Origin of the sequence: Microbacterium resistens NBRC 103078, from assembly GCF_001552355.1 — a bacterium.
Classification (GTDB): domain Bacteria; phylum Actinomycetota; class Actinomycetes; order Actinomycetales; family Microbacteriaceae; genus Microbacterium; species Microbacterium resistens.
In genome coordinates, this window is sequence record NZ_BCRA01000109.1 from 1 (window position 1) to 15,731 (window position 15,731).

At 71.3% G+C, this 15,731-nt stretch carries 16 protein-coding genes; 4 read left to right on the forward strand and 12 right to left on the reverse strand.

Annotated features, from left to right (window positions below; genetic code table 11):
- The 5 genes from MR1_RS15695 to MR1_RS15715 all read right to left on the reverse strand — a co-directional run.
- Positions 1-847, reverse strand: an 847-nt coding sequence (locus tag MR1_RS15695) for an ROK family protein (protein ID WP_067249027.1), incomplete at its 3' end; no start/stop codon positions are given.
- The gene (locus MR1_RS15700) at positions 844-1,557 is read right to left on the reverse strand and encodes an N-acetylmannosamine-6-phosphate 2-epimerase (RefSeq protein WP_067249030.1); all 714 of its coding nucleotides are present in this window, start codon (positions 1,555-1,557) and stop codon (positions 844-846) included. The genes MR1_RS15700 and MR1_RS15695, both read right to left, overlap by 4 nt.
- On the reverse strand, positions 1,554-2,423 hold the full coding sequence (locus MR1_RS15705) for a carbohydrate ABC transporter permease (RefSeq protein WP_067249031.1): 870 nt from the start codon (positions 2,421-2,423) through the stop codon (positions 1,554-1,556). The genes MR1_RS15700 and MR1_RS15705 overlap by 4 nt, the downstream gene beginning before the upstream one ends.
- Positions 2,410-3,390 (reverse strand): carbohydrate ABC transporter permease, encoded by a 981-nt coding sequence (locus tag MR1_RS15710; RefSeq protein ID WP_084344792.1) that lies wholly within the window; start codon positions 3,388-3,390, stop codon positions 2,410-2,412. The genes MR1_RS15705 and MR1_RS15710 overlap by 14 nt, the downstream gene beginning before the upstream one ends.
- Before the next feature lie 10 nt (positions 3,391-3,400).
- Complete coding sequence (locus tag MR1_RS15715; RefSeq protein WP_084344794.1) at positions 3,401-4,717, reverse strand: ABC transporter substrate-binding protein; 1,317 nt, start codon at positions 4,715-4,717, stop codon at positions 3,401-3,403.
- A 94-nt stretch (positions 4,718-4,811) separates the two neighbouring features.
- Here MR1_RS15715 and MR1_RS15720 point away from each other — a divergent pair, with 94 nt between their 5' ends.
- Positions 4,812-5,528, forward strand: coding sequence for a GntR family transcriptional regulator (locus MR1_RS15720; protein WP_067249035.1), 717 nt, complete (start codon positions 4,812-4,814; stop codon positions 5,526-5,528).
- A 66-nt stretch (positions 5,529-5,594) separates the two neighbouring features.
- The gene (locus tag MR1_RS15725) at positions 5,595-7,106 is read left to right on the forward strand and encodes a DUF4127 family protein (RefSeq protein ID WP_067249038.1); all 1,512 of its coding nucleotides are present in this window, start codon (positions 5,595-5,597) and stop codon (positions 7,104-7,106) included.
- A gap of 37 nt (positions 7,107-7,143) precedes the next feature.
- On the opposite strand, the gene MR1_RS15730 is transcribed toward MR1_RS15725, so the two are convergent.
- Positions 7,144-8,121 (reverse strand): hypothetical protein, encoded by a 978-nt coding sequence (locus tag MR1_RS15730; RefSeq protein ID WP_157518295.1) that lies wholly within the window; start codon positions 8,119-8,121, stop codon positions 7,144-7,146.
- Between the two features lie 86 nt (positions 8,122-8,207).
- On the opposite strand from MR1_RS15730, the gene MR1_RS15735 reads away from it, so the two are divergent.
- Positions 8,208-8,930, forward strand: coding sequence for a ribonuclease H family protein (locus MR1_RS15735; RefSeq protein WP_067249043.1), 723 nt, complete (start codon positions 8,208-8,210; stop codon positions 8,928-8,930).
- A 238-nt stretch (positions 8,931-9,168) separates the two neighbouring features.
- On the opposite strand, the gene MR1_RS15740 is transcribed toward MR1_RS15735, so the two are convergent.
- The 4 genes from MR1_RS15740 to MR1_RS15755 form a co-directional block, all read right to left on the reverse strand.
- Positions 9,169-11,037, reverse strand: a complete 1,869-nt coding sequence (locus MR1_RS15740; protein ID WP_255218173.1) for a BCCT family transporter — start codon at positions 11,035-11,037, stop codon at positions 9,169-9,171.
- A 580-nt stretch (positions 11,038-11,617) separates the two neighbouring features.
- Positions 11,618-12,601 (reverse strand): SRPBCC family protein, encoded by a 984-nt coding sequence (locus MR1_RS15745; RefSeq protein ID WP_067249047.1) that lies wholly within the window; start codon positions 12,599-12,601, stop codon positions 11,618-11,620.
- A gap of 1 nt (position 12,602) precedes the next feature.
- Complete coding sequence (locus MR1_RS15750; protein ID WP_067249049.1) at positions 12,603-13,004, reverse strand: ArsR/SmtB family transcription factor; 402 nt, start codon at positions 13,002-13,004, stop codon at positions 12,603-12,605.
- Positions 13,005-13,352: 348 nt separating this feature from the next.
- A complete protein-coding gene (locus MR1_RS15755; protein WP_067249052.1) occupies positions 13,353-14,129 on the reverse strand; it encodes an alpha/beta fold hydrolase in 777 nt (258 codons plus the stop codon).
- 108 nt (positions 14,130-14,237) lie between these two features.
- Between MR1_RS15755 and MR1_RS15760 the strand changes: the two genes are divergently transcribed.
- Positions 14,238-14,939 (forward strand): hypothetical protein, encoded by a 702-nt coding sequence (locus MR1_RS15760; protein WP_067249055.1) that lies wholly within the window; start codon positions 14,238-14,240, stop codon positions 14,937-14,939.
- A gap of 176 nt (positions 14,940-15,115) precedes the next feature.
- Here MR1_RS15760 and MR1_RS15765 read toward each other — a convergent pair whose 3' ends face one another.
- Entirely contained in the window at positions 15,116-15,376 is a 261-nt protein-coding gene (locus MR1_RS15765; RefSeq protein ID WP_067249059.1) for a type II toxin-antitoxin system RelE family toxin, read from the reverse strand.
- Positions 15,373-15,636 carry a type II toxin-antitoxin system Phd/YefM family antitoxin gene (locus MR1_RS15770; RefSeq protein ID WP_067249063.1) on the reverse strand — a complete coding sequence of 88 codons (264 nt, stop codon included), beginning with the start codon at positions 15,634-15,636 and terminating at the stop codon, positions 15,373-15,375. The genes MR1_RS15765 and MR1_RS15770 overlap by 4 nt, the downstream gene beginning before the upstream one ends.
- Positions 15,637-15,731 lie beyond the last annotated feature (95 nt).

Consider the following 15,731-nt stretch of genomic DNA (forward strand, 5'->3'; position numbering starts at 1 on the left):
GCACACGGGCCGCCCGCGGGCCCGGCATCGCCCGTTCGCGGTAGGCATCGGCCACCGCAGCGCGATAGCGGTCCCCGATCTCGGCGACGCCGCCGCCGACGACGATCGTGTCCGCGTCGATGAGCGCGTTGGCGCTGGCCAGCGCATGCCCCAGGAGACGCGCGCCCTCGGCGATCACGTCGAGAGCGACCGGGTCGCCGGCCACGGCGAGGGCGGCCACCTCCCGCAGGGGCCGTGGGGACCCGGATCTCTCCGCGAAACGGCGCTCCAGCGCGGGCCCGGACGCCATCGCCTCCACGTGGCCCTCGACGCCGCAGGAGCACCGCCGCGTCGCCAGCTGCTCGGGGGCGAGGACGTCGATGTGCCCGAGGGATCCGGCCGTGCCGGTGGCCCCGCGGTGCAGCTCGCCGTCGATCACGACGGCGCCGCCGATCCCCGTGCCCACCGTGACGACGAGCAGCGTCCGCGCCCCGGCGCCCGCTCCGATCCGCGCCTCCGCCACGGCGGCCGCGTGCACGTCGTTCACGACCGTCGTCGGGACGCCGGTCCGCTCGGCCAGGAGCGCGCCGAGGGGGAAGCCGGTCCACTCCCGGATCGCGTCCGTCGCCGAGGCGACGGATCCGGCGGCGTCGATCACGCCGGCCGTGCCGACCCCGATCGCCGTCGGGGTCGAGGATCCGCACGCGGCACGGACGAGGTCGGTCACGGTCTCCAGGATCGCGGTGCCTCCGGCGAGCGCCGGCGTGCGCGCGGTGACGGTCGCCGTCGCTCGGCGCACGTGGTCGCCGTCACGGTCGAACCCGGCGACGGCGATCTTCGTGCCGCCGATGTCCACGCCGACGATCACCGCACCCCTCCGGCCGCCAGCGCGTCGCGGGCGCGGGGCGTCGCGGCGACGAACCGCGCGGTGATGGCGATCGGATCCGTGATCGCCCCGCCCACCACCACGGCGAGCGCACCGGCGTCGAAGGCCCGCGCGACCTGGTCGACGGTCTGGTACCGCCCTTCGGCGATGGTGGGGATCCCCGCGGCGACGAGCTCCGCCACGAGCGCGAGGTCGGGCCCGTCGCCGCGCCCGGCGGACTGGGGCGTGTACCCGGACAGCGTGGTGCCCACCACCGCGGCGCCGTGCTCTCTGGCCCGGATCCCCTCGGCGAGGGTCGAGACGTCGGCCATCACGGGCACGCCGGTCTCCTCGACGATCGCCGCGAGGAGCCCGAAGTCGTCGCCGAGCGCCTCCTCCGTGGCGTCCACGGCGATGAGGTCGGCCCCGGCCCGGGCCAGGCCCCTGGCCAGCTCCAGGGTCGGCGTGATGATGTTGCGCACGCCGTTGTCGACCTTGTGCAGGCCGATGAGGGGCACATCGGTGCGCTCCCGCGCCCGCGCCACGTCCACCGGTCCGTTCAGCCGGAGCCCGCAGGCCCCGCCGAGGAGCGCCGCGCCGGCGAGCGCGGCGATCACGTCCGGGTCCCGGACCGGGCTCGCGTCGGTCGCCTGAACGGACGCGACGAGACCGCCGGCGAGCCGGTCGAGCGGGGAGGAGAGGGGTTGCGTCATTTGAGGGCTCCTGCGCTGGCACCGCCGATGAAGAACTTCTGGCCGATGAGGAAGATGATGACGGCGGGCAGCGTGAACATCGCGCACGCCGCCATCAGCGGACCCCAGGCCACGTCGTTCTCACCGAAGAAGGCGTACAGCCCGATGGACAGCGTGTAGGTCGATTCGTCGTTCAGATAGATGAGGGGATTGAGGAAGTCGGTCCAGGCCCAGACGAACTGGAAGATCGCCGCCGTGACGATCGCCGGTCGCGCCAGGGGCAGCACGATCGTCGCATAGGTGCGGAACTCGGACGCGCCGTCCAGCCGGGCCGCCTCGATCAGCTCGTCCGGCACGGCGAGGAGGAACTGGCGGATCATGAAGATGAAGAACGGCGTCCCGAGGAACGTGGGCACGATCAGCGGCAGGTAGGAGTTCGTCGCGTCCAGCCCGTTCCAGACCAGGAACAGCGGGATGAGCGTCACCTGCGGCGGCAGCATCATGGTCGCCAGGACCAGGATCAGCAGCGGACGGGCGCCCCGCCAGCGCACCTTCGCCAGGGCGTAGGCGACGAGGGGGCAGGACACGACCGTGCCGAGGATGCTCATCCCGGAGACGAACAGCGTGTTGGCGAGGTAGCGCCACACCGGGATCTGCTCGAACGCCTGGGCGAAGTTGTCGAGCGTCCATTCCCGCGGAAGCAGCGTCGGCGGGGAGGAGAACACGTCCGTGGGCGTCTTGAACGCGGTCGACAGCATCACCAGCAGCGGGAAGAGGAACAGCAGCGCGAGCAGCGCGACCGAGACCTGCTGCCGGATCCGCCGCCAGGTGCGACGGGAGCGAGGCCGACGCGCGACGGCGACGACGGGGGAGTCAGCGCGAGCCATCGTGCACCCACTTCCGGGAGGACGCGAGCACGATCAGGCTCACGACGAGCGTGACGAGGAACAGCGTCCAGGCCATCGCGGAGGCGTAGCCCATCTTCAGGAACACGAACGCGTTCTGGTAGAGGTACATCGCGTAGGAGAGCATCGACTGCCCCGGCCCCGATCCCGCCTGGTTCAGCCGTTCCTGGGACAGGATGTACGGCTGCGTGAAGATCTGCAGGAACCCGATGATGCTCACGATCACCTGGAACAGCGTCACCGGCGAGACGGTCGGCCAGGTGACGTTCGTGAAGCGACGCCAGATGCCGGCGCCGTCCAGCTCCGCCGCCTCGTAGAGCTCCTTGGGCACCTCCTGGAGAGCGGCGAGGTAGATGATCATGGTCCCGCCCACCGTCCACAGCGACATCAGGATGATCGCGGGCTTCGTCCAGTCCGGCTCCTGCAGCCAGGCGGGTCCGGTGATCCCGAACCAGGACAGGAAGTGGTTGATGAAGCCGTACTCGGCGTTCAGCAGCCAGCGCCACAGGTACCCGCCCACGACCACCGGCACGATGGAGGGCAGGTACACGAGGGCGCGGTACAGCGGCTGACCGCGCACCGGGGTGTTGAGCAGGTGCGCCCCGGCCAGGGCGATCCCGATCGCGAGCGGCACGCCGAAGACCGTGAGGATCGCGGTGTTGGCGAGCGACTTCCAGAAGACGCCGTCGCCGAACATCTGGACGTAGTTGTCGAGGCCCACCCATTCCGGGGCCTGGAAGAGGTTGAAGTCGGTGAAGCTGTAGAAGGCCGACGCCGCGATCGGGTAGGCGAACAGGAACAGGAACCCGACGATGAAGGGCGCGGCGAAGGCCAGGCCGATGAAGGTCGTCCTCCTGCTGCGCCGGGATCGCGCCCCGGCGTGCCCGCCCCGGGGCCGGGCGGACCCGGTGCCGGGGCGGGCGCGCTCCCGCGACAGTGCGCTGGTCATCGGGGACCGGTCACTTCGCGGAGTAGTTCGCCATGCGCGACTCGACCGTGGCGATCGCCTTCTCCGGCGTCGCGGTCAGCCGCACGACCTCGTCGAAGGCCGTCGCGAGGTCGGTCGCGTACTCGGCGCTGTAGGGCTTGCTGGCCAGCGAGCGCGCGTTGGGCGAGGACGCCGCGTCGGCCCACACGGAGAAGTCCTTGAGGTCGCTGTAGGCGTCGCTGCCGGCCAGCGACGTGCGCGCGGGGAGGTTCCCGAGCGCGAGGCTGAACTTCTCCATCGGCTCCTCGCCGACCAGGTAGGCCAGGAACGTCGCGGCCTCCTCCTTGTGCTGCGAGTTCGCGGGGATGAACAGCGTGCTGGAGGTCACCTGCGTGCTGCCGGCGAGCGCCGGGGTCGCCGCGGGGATCGCCGCGACGCCCCAGTCGAGCTCCGGAGCGACCTTCGCCGCGCTGGCCGAGCGCCACTCGCCGTCGATGATCATGGCGACGCGTCCGCTGAAGAACGGGTCCTGGGCGGACAGGTACTCGCCCTGCCCCGAGACGAACGCGGCCATCTTGTCCGCGCCCACCGGCTCGACCACGTTCTGCTGGTACCACTCCAGCGCCTGGAGGTTGCCGGGCTCTGCGGGCGTGGGGCCGTCCGCGCCGTCCCAGCTGCCACCAAAGGCGAACCCGAGGGTCGTGAGCGTGGTGCTGTCGTTGGCGGACCCGAGACCGAGCTGGGTGATCCGGCCGCCCTCGACCTTGGTCAGCGCCTTCGCCGCCGCGGCGAGCTCGTCCATGGTGGTGGGGGGCGTGATGCCGGCCTCGTCCAGCAGCGTCTTGTTGTACAGGAGCTGGAAGCTGTGGATCGCGATCGGGAGGGCGTAGGTCTTGCCCTCGTAGGTCATCTGCTCCATGGCGCTGGGCACGAAGTCGTCGACGTCGATCTTCTCGGCGGCGATGGCGTCGTCGAGCGGGGCGAGGATGCCCTTCGAGGCCCACGCGCCGACGGAGTTGCCGAAGTTGTCGGAGATGTCGAAGGACCCCTTCGACGACGACATGGACGTGAGCTGCTTCTGCGTGTCGGGGCTGGAGACGCCCTTGACGACGATCTCGTCCTGGCTCGCGTTGAAGTCGGCGATGATCTCCTCCAGCGCCTTGGCCTCCTCTCCGCCCCAGAGGTAGGAGAAGGTGATCTCCGTCTTGCCGTCCGCGCCGGCATCGCCGCCGGAGCAGCCCGCGAGCGCCGCGACGGTCGCGACGGTCACCGCGCCGGCCACGAGGCCGCGCCGCGTCTTGTTCAGGGTGTGGTGCATCGCTGATCTCCGCTCGTCCTTGAGGAACATGAGATTGGAATAGACCAATCAGGGGGTGTTGGAGAACGACATTGACACAGCACAGACCTTGTCGTCAAGATTGGTTCGAACCAAAGGAGGATCTGTGGGCGCATCCGAAGCCGGGACGAAGCACGAGCGCGTACGTCGGCACCTGGAGGAGGTGATCGACCAGGGTCTGGCGCCCCACGAGCGCCTCCCCACCGAACGCGAGCTCGCCGAGGCCCTGGAGGTCAACCGGCAGACCGTCCGCCGCGCCTTGGACGAGCTGGAACGGGACGGCCTCGTGTACCGGCTGCAGGGCGCCGGCACCTTCGTCAGCGCCACCCGGATCAGCAAGACCTTCGAGCTCACCTCGTTCTCGGAGGACATGCGGATGCGCAACATGCGCCCCGGATCGCAGTCCGTCGACATCGCGCTCGCGACCGCCGGACAGACCGCCGGATACGCGCTGCAGCTCAGTCCCGGGGCGCCGGTGGTGCGGATCCGCCGCATCCGCACCGCGGACGACGTCCCCATCTGCCTGGAGGAATGCGCGCTCGCGGCGAGCGCGGTCCCGGGCCTGGAGGAGGGCATCCACGGCGACTCCCTCTACGACGACCTGCGCTCCCGCTACGGACTGACCGCCGTCCGCGCGGATCAGGAGATCCACGCCATCGTGCTCGACGAACAGCAGGCCGAGGCGTTGCAGACCCCCGCGTTCTCCCCCGCCTTCCTCGTCAAGCGCACGACCTACGACGCCCGCAGCCGACCGATCGAGTACGCCGAGTCCGTCTATCGCGGGGACCGCTACTCGTACCAGGTCTCGATCGCCCGTCCCTGACTCCCGGCCCCTGACTCCCGGCCCCTGACCCCTCGCCCTCCGCCCCGCCCGCTCAGAAAGGCCCTCGTGTCCGCTTCCCCCGCCTCCGCCCGTCGCCCCCGGATCGCGCTGCTCCCCCTCGACGACCGGCCCGTCAACGTCCGCCTCCCCGCGGACGTCGCGGCGGTCGCCGGCGTCGCGCTGGACGTGCCGCCGGCCTCGATCCTGCCCTCCTACCGCACGGCAGGAGACGCCGACGCGCTCGGCGCCTGGCTGCGCGAGCGCGCGCAGGATCCGGGCACCGTCCACCTCGTGGTCTCGATCGACATGCTCGTGCACGGCGGGCTCATCGCGAGCCGCACCAGCCACGACTCCACCCGCACCGTGCTCGCCCGGCTCGACGTGCTGCGCGAGATCCGCCGGTCCCGACCGGACCTGCCGATCTCGGCCGTGTCGCTGGTGACCAGGGCGAGCAACTCCTACTCCGCCGCCGAGGAGCCGGAGTACTGGACCGCGCACGGCAAGGAGCTGCACGCCCTCGGCGGCGACGCGCACCGCCTGCTGGACACGAACGACGTGCTCCCTCTGGAGGAGCTGACGCCGGTGCCCGCGCATGTCGTCAGCGACTACTCCCTGCGCCGCGTCCGCAACCACATCGTCAACCTCTCCGCGCTCACGCTCGCCGAGGACGGCACGGTGGGCTTCCTCGCCATCACCGCCGACGACACCGCGCCGTTCGCGGCCGGCAGCGCCGAGCAGGTCTGGCTGCGCCACTGGATGCGGATGCTGCCGTCCGGTCGCGGCGTCCTCATGTACCCGGGCGCGGACGAGGTCGGGGCCGTGCTCGTCGCGCGAGCGCTCGCGACGCTCGCGGGCGCCCGGGCGTCCTTCTCGGTCGCCTGCGCGGATCCGGAGGGGCTGGACCGCGTCCCGCCGTACGAGAACATGTCGCTGGCCGCGTCGGTGAGCCGGCAGATCCGCGCCGCGGGGGCCGACGAGGTCCCCGACGGTGCCGACGTGACCCTCGTCCTGCACGCGCCGGACCCCGATCGACACGACATGTTCCGCGGGCGGCCGGAGGCGATCGACGAGGACGCCGTCGCCGGTACCGTCGCACTCGTGCGCGAGCGGGTCGCGCGCGGCGAGCGGGTGGCCCTGGCCGACGTCCGCTATCCCAACGGCGCGGACGAGGCTCTCGTCCGCGCGCTGTCCGAGGCGGGCCTGCTCGACGCGCTGGAGGCCTTCGGCGGCTGGAACACCGCGGGCAATACCCTCGGCAGCGTGATCGCCGTCGCCGCCGCCGCGGTCACCGGCCGTCGCTCCGGCGGGTTCGATCCCGCCGCCGCCCGGGTCGCACTGCTGACGCGCCTCCTCGACGACTTCGCCTACCAGTCCGTCGTCCGCGTCGACGCCGGTCCGCGGCTGTTCCCGGATCATTACCCGATGGCCGACGACGCGCGGGTGGCCGAGGCGGAGCGCGTGGTGCACGAGGAGCTCACGCGGATCCTCGACGCCGACCTTCCCGCGGGAGGGGTGCGGATCGCCGCGCTCACGCTGCCGTGGCGGCGCTCCTTCGAGGTCGGGCTCGTCCTGGAGTGACGCCGGTCCGTCGCCGGACCGCGAGGACCCGCTCCGGTCACTCGGCGCGGGAGGCGCCCGGGGCCGTCCCCGCGATGGTCTCGGGGTTCGGCGCGGGGTGGGCCGCAGGGCGCACGCCCCGGACGACGAGCCCGGCGATCCCCATCACGACCGCGAGCGTGACGAGGGGGATGCCGACGGCGAGCGCCTGCACGAACACCTGGCCTCCGGCGGCGGCCATCTCCGTCAGATCGCCGTCGAGCACCCGCAGGCCCAGGGCGTAGCGCACCGCGGTCAGCAGAGCGGGGATCAGCAGCAGCCCGGCGAGGACGAGGAGCCAGGTCAGGACGCGCCCGAGAGGACGCAGCCCGCACCAGGCGAGGGCGGCGCCGGCGATCACGGCGGGCAGCCAGCGGAGCAGGAACAGCAGGAGCGGCGGGACGGCCGCGGGTCCGGCCAGCATCACCGCCCACAGCCCGGCCCACGACGCCAGCGGTGCCGCGACGAGCCCGAGGCCGAGGGCGGCGACGCCGACCGAACGGCGGGAGATCGTCCAGAACGCCGCCTGGGCGACGAGCGCGCTGGCGATCGTGCCGCCCAGCAGCCCGGCGAAGTACAGCGCGGCGCGGTCGTCCGCCGCCTCGGATCCGATCCTGAGGCCCCGTCCCACCACCGAGAAGCTCTGCGCGATGACCCCGGCGTGACCGACGAGCAGCCCCAGGGCCGCCGGCCACGCGGCCCACCCGCTGCGGCGGGCGAGGACGTGGATGCCGAGGCCCGCGAGCGCGCCGCCCGCCACCAGCATCGCGAAGATGGCGGTCGACTGGTACTGGCTCACCGGCAGCACCGAGAAGGGCATCTCGCCGGGACCGACGGCCTCCGGCCAGAGGTTCTGCAGGGGGAGCCGTCCGCCTCCGACGACCTGCGGGAGGACTCCGATCATCGCCCCGAGAACGCCGAGGCAGAAGGCCGCCACGCCCGAGCCGCCGGTCGTCGGATGCGGTGCGAACGACGACGGAGGCGGCACGGCGGTCATGTCCGGCATGCTTCCAGAGGTTCCTGGGACGCGCCTGGCGGACCGGGGCTTTCGTCCGCGTCGGCGCCGCGCCGTACGGTGGAGGGATGACGATCACCGCCGCCGCAGACGGCTCCGCACTGGGCAACCCGGGCCCCAACGGGTGGGCCTGGTACATCGACGAGGACACCTGGGCCGCGGGCGGATCCGCGCACGGGACGAACAACCAGGGCGAGCTTCAGGCGGTGCTCGAGCTGCTGCGTGCGACGGCGGGGATCCAGGACGAGCTCGTCATCGAATGTGACAGCCGCTACGTGATCGACTCGGTGACCAAGTGGATGCCGGGCTGGAAGCGCCGGGGCTGGCGGAAGGCCGACGGCGGGCCCGTGCTCAACCGGGACCTGCTGGAGGGGATCGACGAGGCCATGCGCGGCCGCGAGGTGTCGTTCTCGTGGGTCAAGGGCCACGCCGGGCACCCGCGGAACGAGGCCGCCGACGCCCGTGCCAACGCGGCGGCGAAGGCCTATCAGAAGAAGGAGGAGCCGCAGCGCGGTCCGGGCTTCCGCCGCGTCGAGGCCCCGGTCGGTGCCCCCGGCTCCGGGGTGTCGGCTCCCGCTTCCGCCGACGCCGCCGCGGGCGCGGCTGCTCCGGCTGTCGCGGCGTCCCCGCTCTGGGCCGAGACCGCGGATCTGCTCGACGGGCTCGACGCCCCGGTCGTGCCGCCGATCGAACTGCGGGTCACCCTGTCCTCCGACGAGCACGCGCGTCTCCGCGATCGCGCCGACGCCCAGGGGATCCCCCTGGAGGAGGCGTTGCGCCGTCTGATCTGAATCGCGTTTCGTCTCGCGGAGACCCGCACTGAGCGAGCGAAGCGAGTCGAAGTGTCCCTCAACGACCGGCCCCACCACCCACCGACGCGGAGAACCGCGCCTCCCGCGGAGGAAACCCACTCCACCGTCCACCGCAACGCGCGAACACCGCATCCGGTCGTTGAGCGAGGAGCGCAGCGACGAGACGAAACGCGCCCACCCGCACCGAACGACGGCGTCCGAGCGAGACGCACGCGTGTCAGGGGGCGGGCGGGCGCTCCTCCTCCGCCGCACCGGGCTCCGCCGCACCGGCCGCCGGGCCGGATCCCGTCTCGTCGGCCGGGACCTCCTCGGCGTCCACCGGGATGATGTCAATCGCCTCGGTCGCCGCCTGGTACACCTCGGCGAGGCTGTCGTCGACGTCCTCCTCGTCCACCCAGGCGATGTCGTCCGTCGAATGGTCGTACTCGACGGGGACGAGGGCGAAGTCGTCGCCGTACTCCTCCAAGCCCGAGCGGACGCTGTGCCGCACCGCGCGCACCGCGTACTTGTCGCGGAGGATGAGCGGATCGCGCTGCAGGTCGCGGAGGAACGAGATCATCATGAACGCCATGATGATCGCGAAGGGCAGGGCCGCGATGATGGTCACGTTCTGCAGCGACTTCAGGCCGCTGCCCTCCTCGCCCGAGACGAGCAGGACCGCGGCGATCACGCCGACGAGCGTCCCCCAGGTCGCGGCCACCCAGCGGGCGGGCTCCGGACGGCCCTGCTGCGACAGCGTCCCCATCACGAGCGACGACGAGTCCGCGCCGGTGATGAAGAAGATCGCGATGAGCAGGATCAGGGCGACGCTCGTCACGAGCGGGAAGGGCAGGTTCTCGAGGACTCCGAAGAGGACCTCCTCCGGCGGGTTCGTCTTCAGCCCGGCGCCGCCGCGCTGCTGGTCGATCGCCGTGGTCCCGAAGATCGCGAACCAGATCAGCGAGATCACCGAGGGCACCAGGATCACGACGGACACGAACTGCCGCAGCGTCCGCCCCCGGGAGATCTTCGCGATGAACATGCCGACGAAGGGCGACCAGGAGATCCACCACGCCCAGTAGAAGATCGTCCAGCTGGACAGGAACGCCTGCGCCGCCTCGCCCTGGGATCCGGATCGTCCGATGAGCTGCGGAAGGTCCCCGATGAACTCCGCCGCCACCGCGGGGATGACGTTGAGGATCAGCAGCGTCGGCCCGACGAAGAAGACGAACAGGGCCAGGAGGATCGCGGCGATCGAGTTGATGTTCGACAGCGCCCGGATCCCCTTGGAGACGCCCGAGACCGCCGAGGCGATGAAGCACGCGGTGAGCACGGCGATCACCATGATCAGGATGCCGTTGCCGATCTCCCCGATCCCGGCCACGATCTCGATCCCGTGACCGATCTGCAGCGCGCCGAGACCGAGGGAGGCCGCCGTGCCGAAGAGCGTGACGATGATCGAGAAGATGTCGATCGTGCGGCCCACGGCGCCGGTCGTGCGGTCCTCGCCAAGCAGCGGCGCGAAGATCGACGAGATGAGCGGCGTGCGTCCGCGGCGGTAGGCGCCGTAGGCGATCGCGCCGCCCACGAGCGCGTAGAAGGCCCACGCCTGCGGGCCCCAGTGGTAGAGCACCTGCGCCTGGGCCTGGTGCATGGCCTCGAGCGTGTTCGCCTCGACGGTGCCCGGCGGCGGGCTCTCGTAGAATGTGAGCGGCTCGGCGGCGCCCCAGAACACCAGACCGATGCCCATGCCCGCGGCGAACAGCATCGAGATCCAGGAGAAGAGCGAGAACTCGGGCTGCTCGTCGTCGCGGCCCAGCGGGATCCGCCCGTAGCGGCTGAACCCCACGAACAGCATGAACACCAGCACGACGGTGGCGATCGTGGTGAAGAAGAACCCGAGGTGCTCCACCACCCAGTCCAGCGCCGTCTTGGTGGTGCCGGAGAGGTTGTCGCCGGCGAAGACGCCCCAGGCGATGAACGCGAGGGTGAGCGTGACCGCGATGCCGAAGACCAGCGGATCCGTCCGGTAGGTGCGCCCGGTCTCCTCGACGGCGACGCCGGGGATCAGGGCCGGATGGACGCTTCGCGGCGGGACGGCGGACATGTCCCGGACGATCTTGCGTGCCGCTTCCGTGGCCTTGTTGGCGGGACGAGCCGGAGGAGCGGGCGAGCCCGGCGGGACGTTCGGCGGCGGGGCAGCGGATCCTCGGACCACCGGGGGCCGTGAGCCCGCCGGCGTGGCGTGAGCGTCGGAGCGCGTCGTTTCCTTCTCGTCCGGGGTGTCCATGGAAATCCATCCTGACACGCGGTCACCGCCGCTCCCAGCCCGGCCGCCGTGGCGGCGGACGGGTGCGGGTCGCGACGTTTCGTCTCGCTCCGCTCGCTCAACGACCGGGAACCCACACACCGTTCCGTCTCGCTCCGCTCGCTCAACGACCGGGAACCCACACACCGTTTCGTCTCGCTCCGCTCGCTCAACGACCGGGAACCCACACACCGTTCCGTCTCGCTGCGCTCGCTCAACGACCGAGCCCACACACCGTTCCGTCTCGCTCCGCTCGCTCAACGACCGGGAACCCACACACCGTTTCGTCTCGCTGCGCTCGCTCAACGACCGGGAACCCACACCGGTCGTTGAGCGAGGAGCGCAGCGACGAGACGAAACGCGCGCATCCGGCCCCGGATCAGGCCGGGGCCAGGACGGTGCTCTCCAGACGGGCGTATCCCGCTTCCATGCCGTCGGCCATGCCGGTGGCGAGGATCATGTCGCGGGTCTCCTTGTCCGGGTATTCGATGAGCAGGGTGATCAGCGTGGCGCCGTTCTCCTCATAGAGGCTGAAGTCGTTCAGCGTCGTGGGGCCCTCGGTGCCCTGCATCCTCTCCGTGGACACTTCGCGGTACGGCGGATCGACGAGCAGGATCTCGCCCTCGAAACCGAACGCCTCGCCGTCCGTGCCGTCGAGCGGGGCCCAGGACATGCGGTGCGCATCGCCGGCGGCAGCGCCGGGGACGCTCTCGGTCATGACCCAGCCGTCCGGCCCGGTCATCCACCGCGGGAGAAGTGCCGGGTCGTGGTGCGCGCGCCACACCAGCTCGCGCGGCCCTTCCACGAGCCGGGTGATCCGCACGTGGGTGTCGTCGAGCAGTTCGACGCGCGTGCCCTTGCCCTGCGCGTACTCCCGGAGGTCCTGCAGGACGGCGTCGAGCTGCGCCATGGCCATCTTCGTCCCCTCGACGGCGCCCATCTCGACCACCTGGTCCAGCGCCTCGACCGAGTCGAAGTAGCTCGTCGTGACCATGCGCGTCCCGTCGCCGGCGGGCTCGAAGGCGAAGGCCATCCGCATCGCCGGGAATCCGTCGAGCGGCGCGCCCTCGTCGTCCACGAAGCTGTCCAGGACCTCGAACCGGTTCGGTGCCTCGATCGCGAGAAACTCCCAGGATCCGGACGACTTCTCCCCACGCGGGCCGTTCATCGAGTAGACGGCCCGGCCGCCGACCCGGTGGTCCCAGGCGGTGAACGTGGCAGGCCACCCGGGAGGGCCCCAGAAGCGCTCGAGCTGACGCGGGTCGCTGTACGCGTTCCACACGCGCTCGACGGGTGCGGCGAAGTCAGCCGTGACGGTCATCGTCAAGGCTTCGGGATCGGTGGTGACGTCGATGACGGGCATGTCATTCTCCTCGGTGGGGTGATGCGGAATCGGATGAGGGGGAGGGCCCGCCGGTCGGGCCGGTGAAGCCCTCGGCGGCGAGCAGGTCGTCGAGGCGCGAGACGCGGGCGCGCCACAGCTCCTCGTACCGGGCGAGCAGAGCGCGGGCGCGGGCGATCATGTCCGGATTGGCGCGGACGAGCCGCTCGCGTCCCTCGGCGCGCTTGATGATGAGCCGCGCCTCTTCCAGGACGGCCACATGCTTCTGGACCGCGGCGAACGACATGTCGTAGTCACGGGCCAATGCGGAGACCGACTGCTCGCGGTCGATGGTCCGGCGCAGGATGTCGCGCCGGGTCGAGGCCGCCAGTGCGTGGAAGACACGGTCGATCTCCGTCTCGTCGAGTTCTCGTTGTGCAACCATTTGGTTGTACGTTATGCCCGCGACCTCCGGGTGTCAAGACCCTCGTCGGACCGGGCTCGCGACGGCGGGGCCGGTCGGCGCACGGGAGAACAGCGCCGTCGGCATCGGGGCGGGTCCGTGACGACCTGTCGTGATTACCCCCCTCGCGATACCGCCGACGGGCGAGGTGGAGAAGGGGATCCTCTCACGTGCACGCCACCCACGAGCGACGCGCCTCCGCCTCGGCGGGGACGTGACGACGTGCGCGCGGTCACCTCGTTCGGTGACCTCGCTCACGCGCGTGGCCGGGACGGGCTCCGCGTCCGCGAACCCGCGAACCCGCGATCCCGCGAACCCGCGGACGAGGCGTCAGAGTCGTGCGGAGATCACGCGAGCCGTCGCGGTCGGATCGACCCGGTGCATGATCGACTCGGGCACGATGACGAGCTCCGCACCGGGGATCTGCCCGGCGGCCCAGTCCGACGCGGCGATCAGGAAGGGGAAGGTCTGCTCACCGCGCAGCACGGTGACGGGACGCTTCACGTCCAGCAGCTCGGCGCTCGGCTGACGCATCCGATACACCAGTCGTGTGTCGTACACCGTGGACTGCGCGAGCGCCGTGAGGGCGGCGAGCATGCCGTTCGTGCGGCCGGCTTCGACCATCTCGCGAGGCAGCCCGACCGCTTCGATCTGGAAGGTCTCGATCGCGTCGCCGGGCCGCCCGTCGCTGACGAGCGCCTGCAGTCGCTCGGCGAGCTCCGGCGTTTGCGCACCGGAGCCGTCGAAATCGATCGGCGGCTCGGAGAGGAACAGCGCGCCGGTCGAGACGCCCTGCGATGCGGCATAGAGCGCGAGCACGGCCCCGGAGGAATGGCCGAGGACGGCATCGGCCCCGCCGGCCGCCGTGATCACCGCCGCCAGGTCGGCCACCTCGTCGTCGGGTGTGGAGCCGGACCGGTCGCCGCTCCCGCCGCGGGCACGGCGATCCCAGGTGACCGCACGGAGACCGGCATCGGCGACCGCCCGGGCGATCGGCGCGGCGTCCTCCGCCCTCGACAGGGCCCCGTTCACGATCACGACGGTTCGGCCGTCTCCGGTCGCCGAGAACTCGATGGGAGTGCCGTCTGCCGACGTTGCGATGCTCATGTTGTCATACAACCACGGGCGTCCGACATCGCCGCGTCGCCGCCCCCTCCGCCACCATCCCGAGGGGATCCCACGTCCGCGGCCGCGGCGCGGCGTCAGACTGAGGGGATGGACGAGACCCTCGCCGAGCTGGACGCCTCAGCCGATCACCGCGACGCCGAACGGGCGTTCCTCGACGCCGGGTGGACGCCGTGCGGGGCCGGGGACTGGGCGATCGCCCTGCGATCGCCGGACGGCGAGCTGACGGTCCGGATCAGCCCGTTCGACCCCACCGGCCCGTACACCGCGGAGCTCTACCGCGCGGCTGCGCACACCCGCCAGGTGCCTCGGCTGCATGCGCACCGACGCCTCGCCGGCGGCGGCGACCTCCAGGTGATGGAGTGGCTCGCCGCCGTGCCGGAGGAGGAGGCGTCGGCGTTCCATCGCGCCGTGGCGAGCGGTGGCGCGCCGGCCGAGGAGCTCGCGGGCATCGTGCAGCGGATCCATGACCGGGCCCGCGCGGAGCTGCCCTGGTGCGGCCCGCTCGACGACAACCCCGCGAACGTCATGCGCGGATCGGACGGGCGACTCGTCGTCACCGATCTCTTCTATGCCGACGGCCCCGCCCTGTACGCCCTCGCGGGCAGCGACCCCGACGCGTTCGTGCAGCGGATCCCCGAGCCCGAGCGCCGCTTCCTGACCGAGATCCCGCTCGCCGCGTCGGGGCCGTGGTCGCGAGCCGACCGCGACGCGATGCGGGAGGGCGTCGCCGCCGCGGACCGGCGCAAGGCCGGCGAGCCTCCCCTCCCCGACACGGAGCGACGGCGCTAGCGCGGCCCGCGGCCGGCGACGCCGGCGAACAGGGCGTGCAGCAGGGGCAGGACCGCTACCTCGATGAGAGTCACTGAATTGATCGCCACCGGCAGGATGCGGCCCGCACTCTCCGCGCCGGGAACCACTGAAGCGGCTCGCGCAGCCCCGAGAACGCAAGATACAGCTCGGGGGAGCTACCGGTCATAGACCTCGCGGCGGTGTCCGGCGCGGACCACCGTCACCACCAGTTGGGTGTCGAAGACATCGTAGATCACGCGGTAGTCCCCGATGCGGATGCGCCATGCCGTCTGCTCTCCGGTGAGCTTCTTCGCGCCGTGCGGCCGGGGATCTCCCGCCAACTCCTCGATCGCACTCAGGACTCGACCGCGTGCTGGTCGCGGGAGCTTCTTCATTTGACGTGCTGCGGCCGTGGTGAACTCTACGCGGTAGCTCACGAGGCCAGATCGGCACGAAGCTCGGCCAGCGAGACTCGTCCGCCGTCATCCTCAGCCTTAGCCTCGCGGTACGCGGCGATGTCCTGTGCCATCTCGAACGCTTCGAGCGCCTCGAGATCGTCGATGCTGACGACGACAGCAGCCAGCTTGCCGTTCCGAGTCACACCGATGCGTTCCCCCGCATACATGGCGCGCCCAAGGATGTCGGAGAGATGAGTGCGCAGCTCCCTGGTGGAGACTTCGGAAGTTACGGTAGCCATTTGTATATAGTACCCCCTATGTAACCTGTGTACACAAAGTGCTCGCACGCTCCCTCGACACGGCATTCGACCGACACGGAGCGACGGCGCTAGCT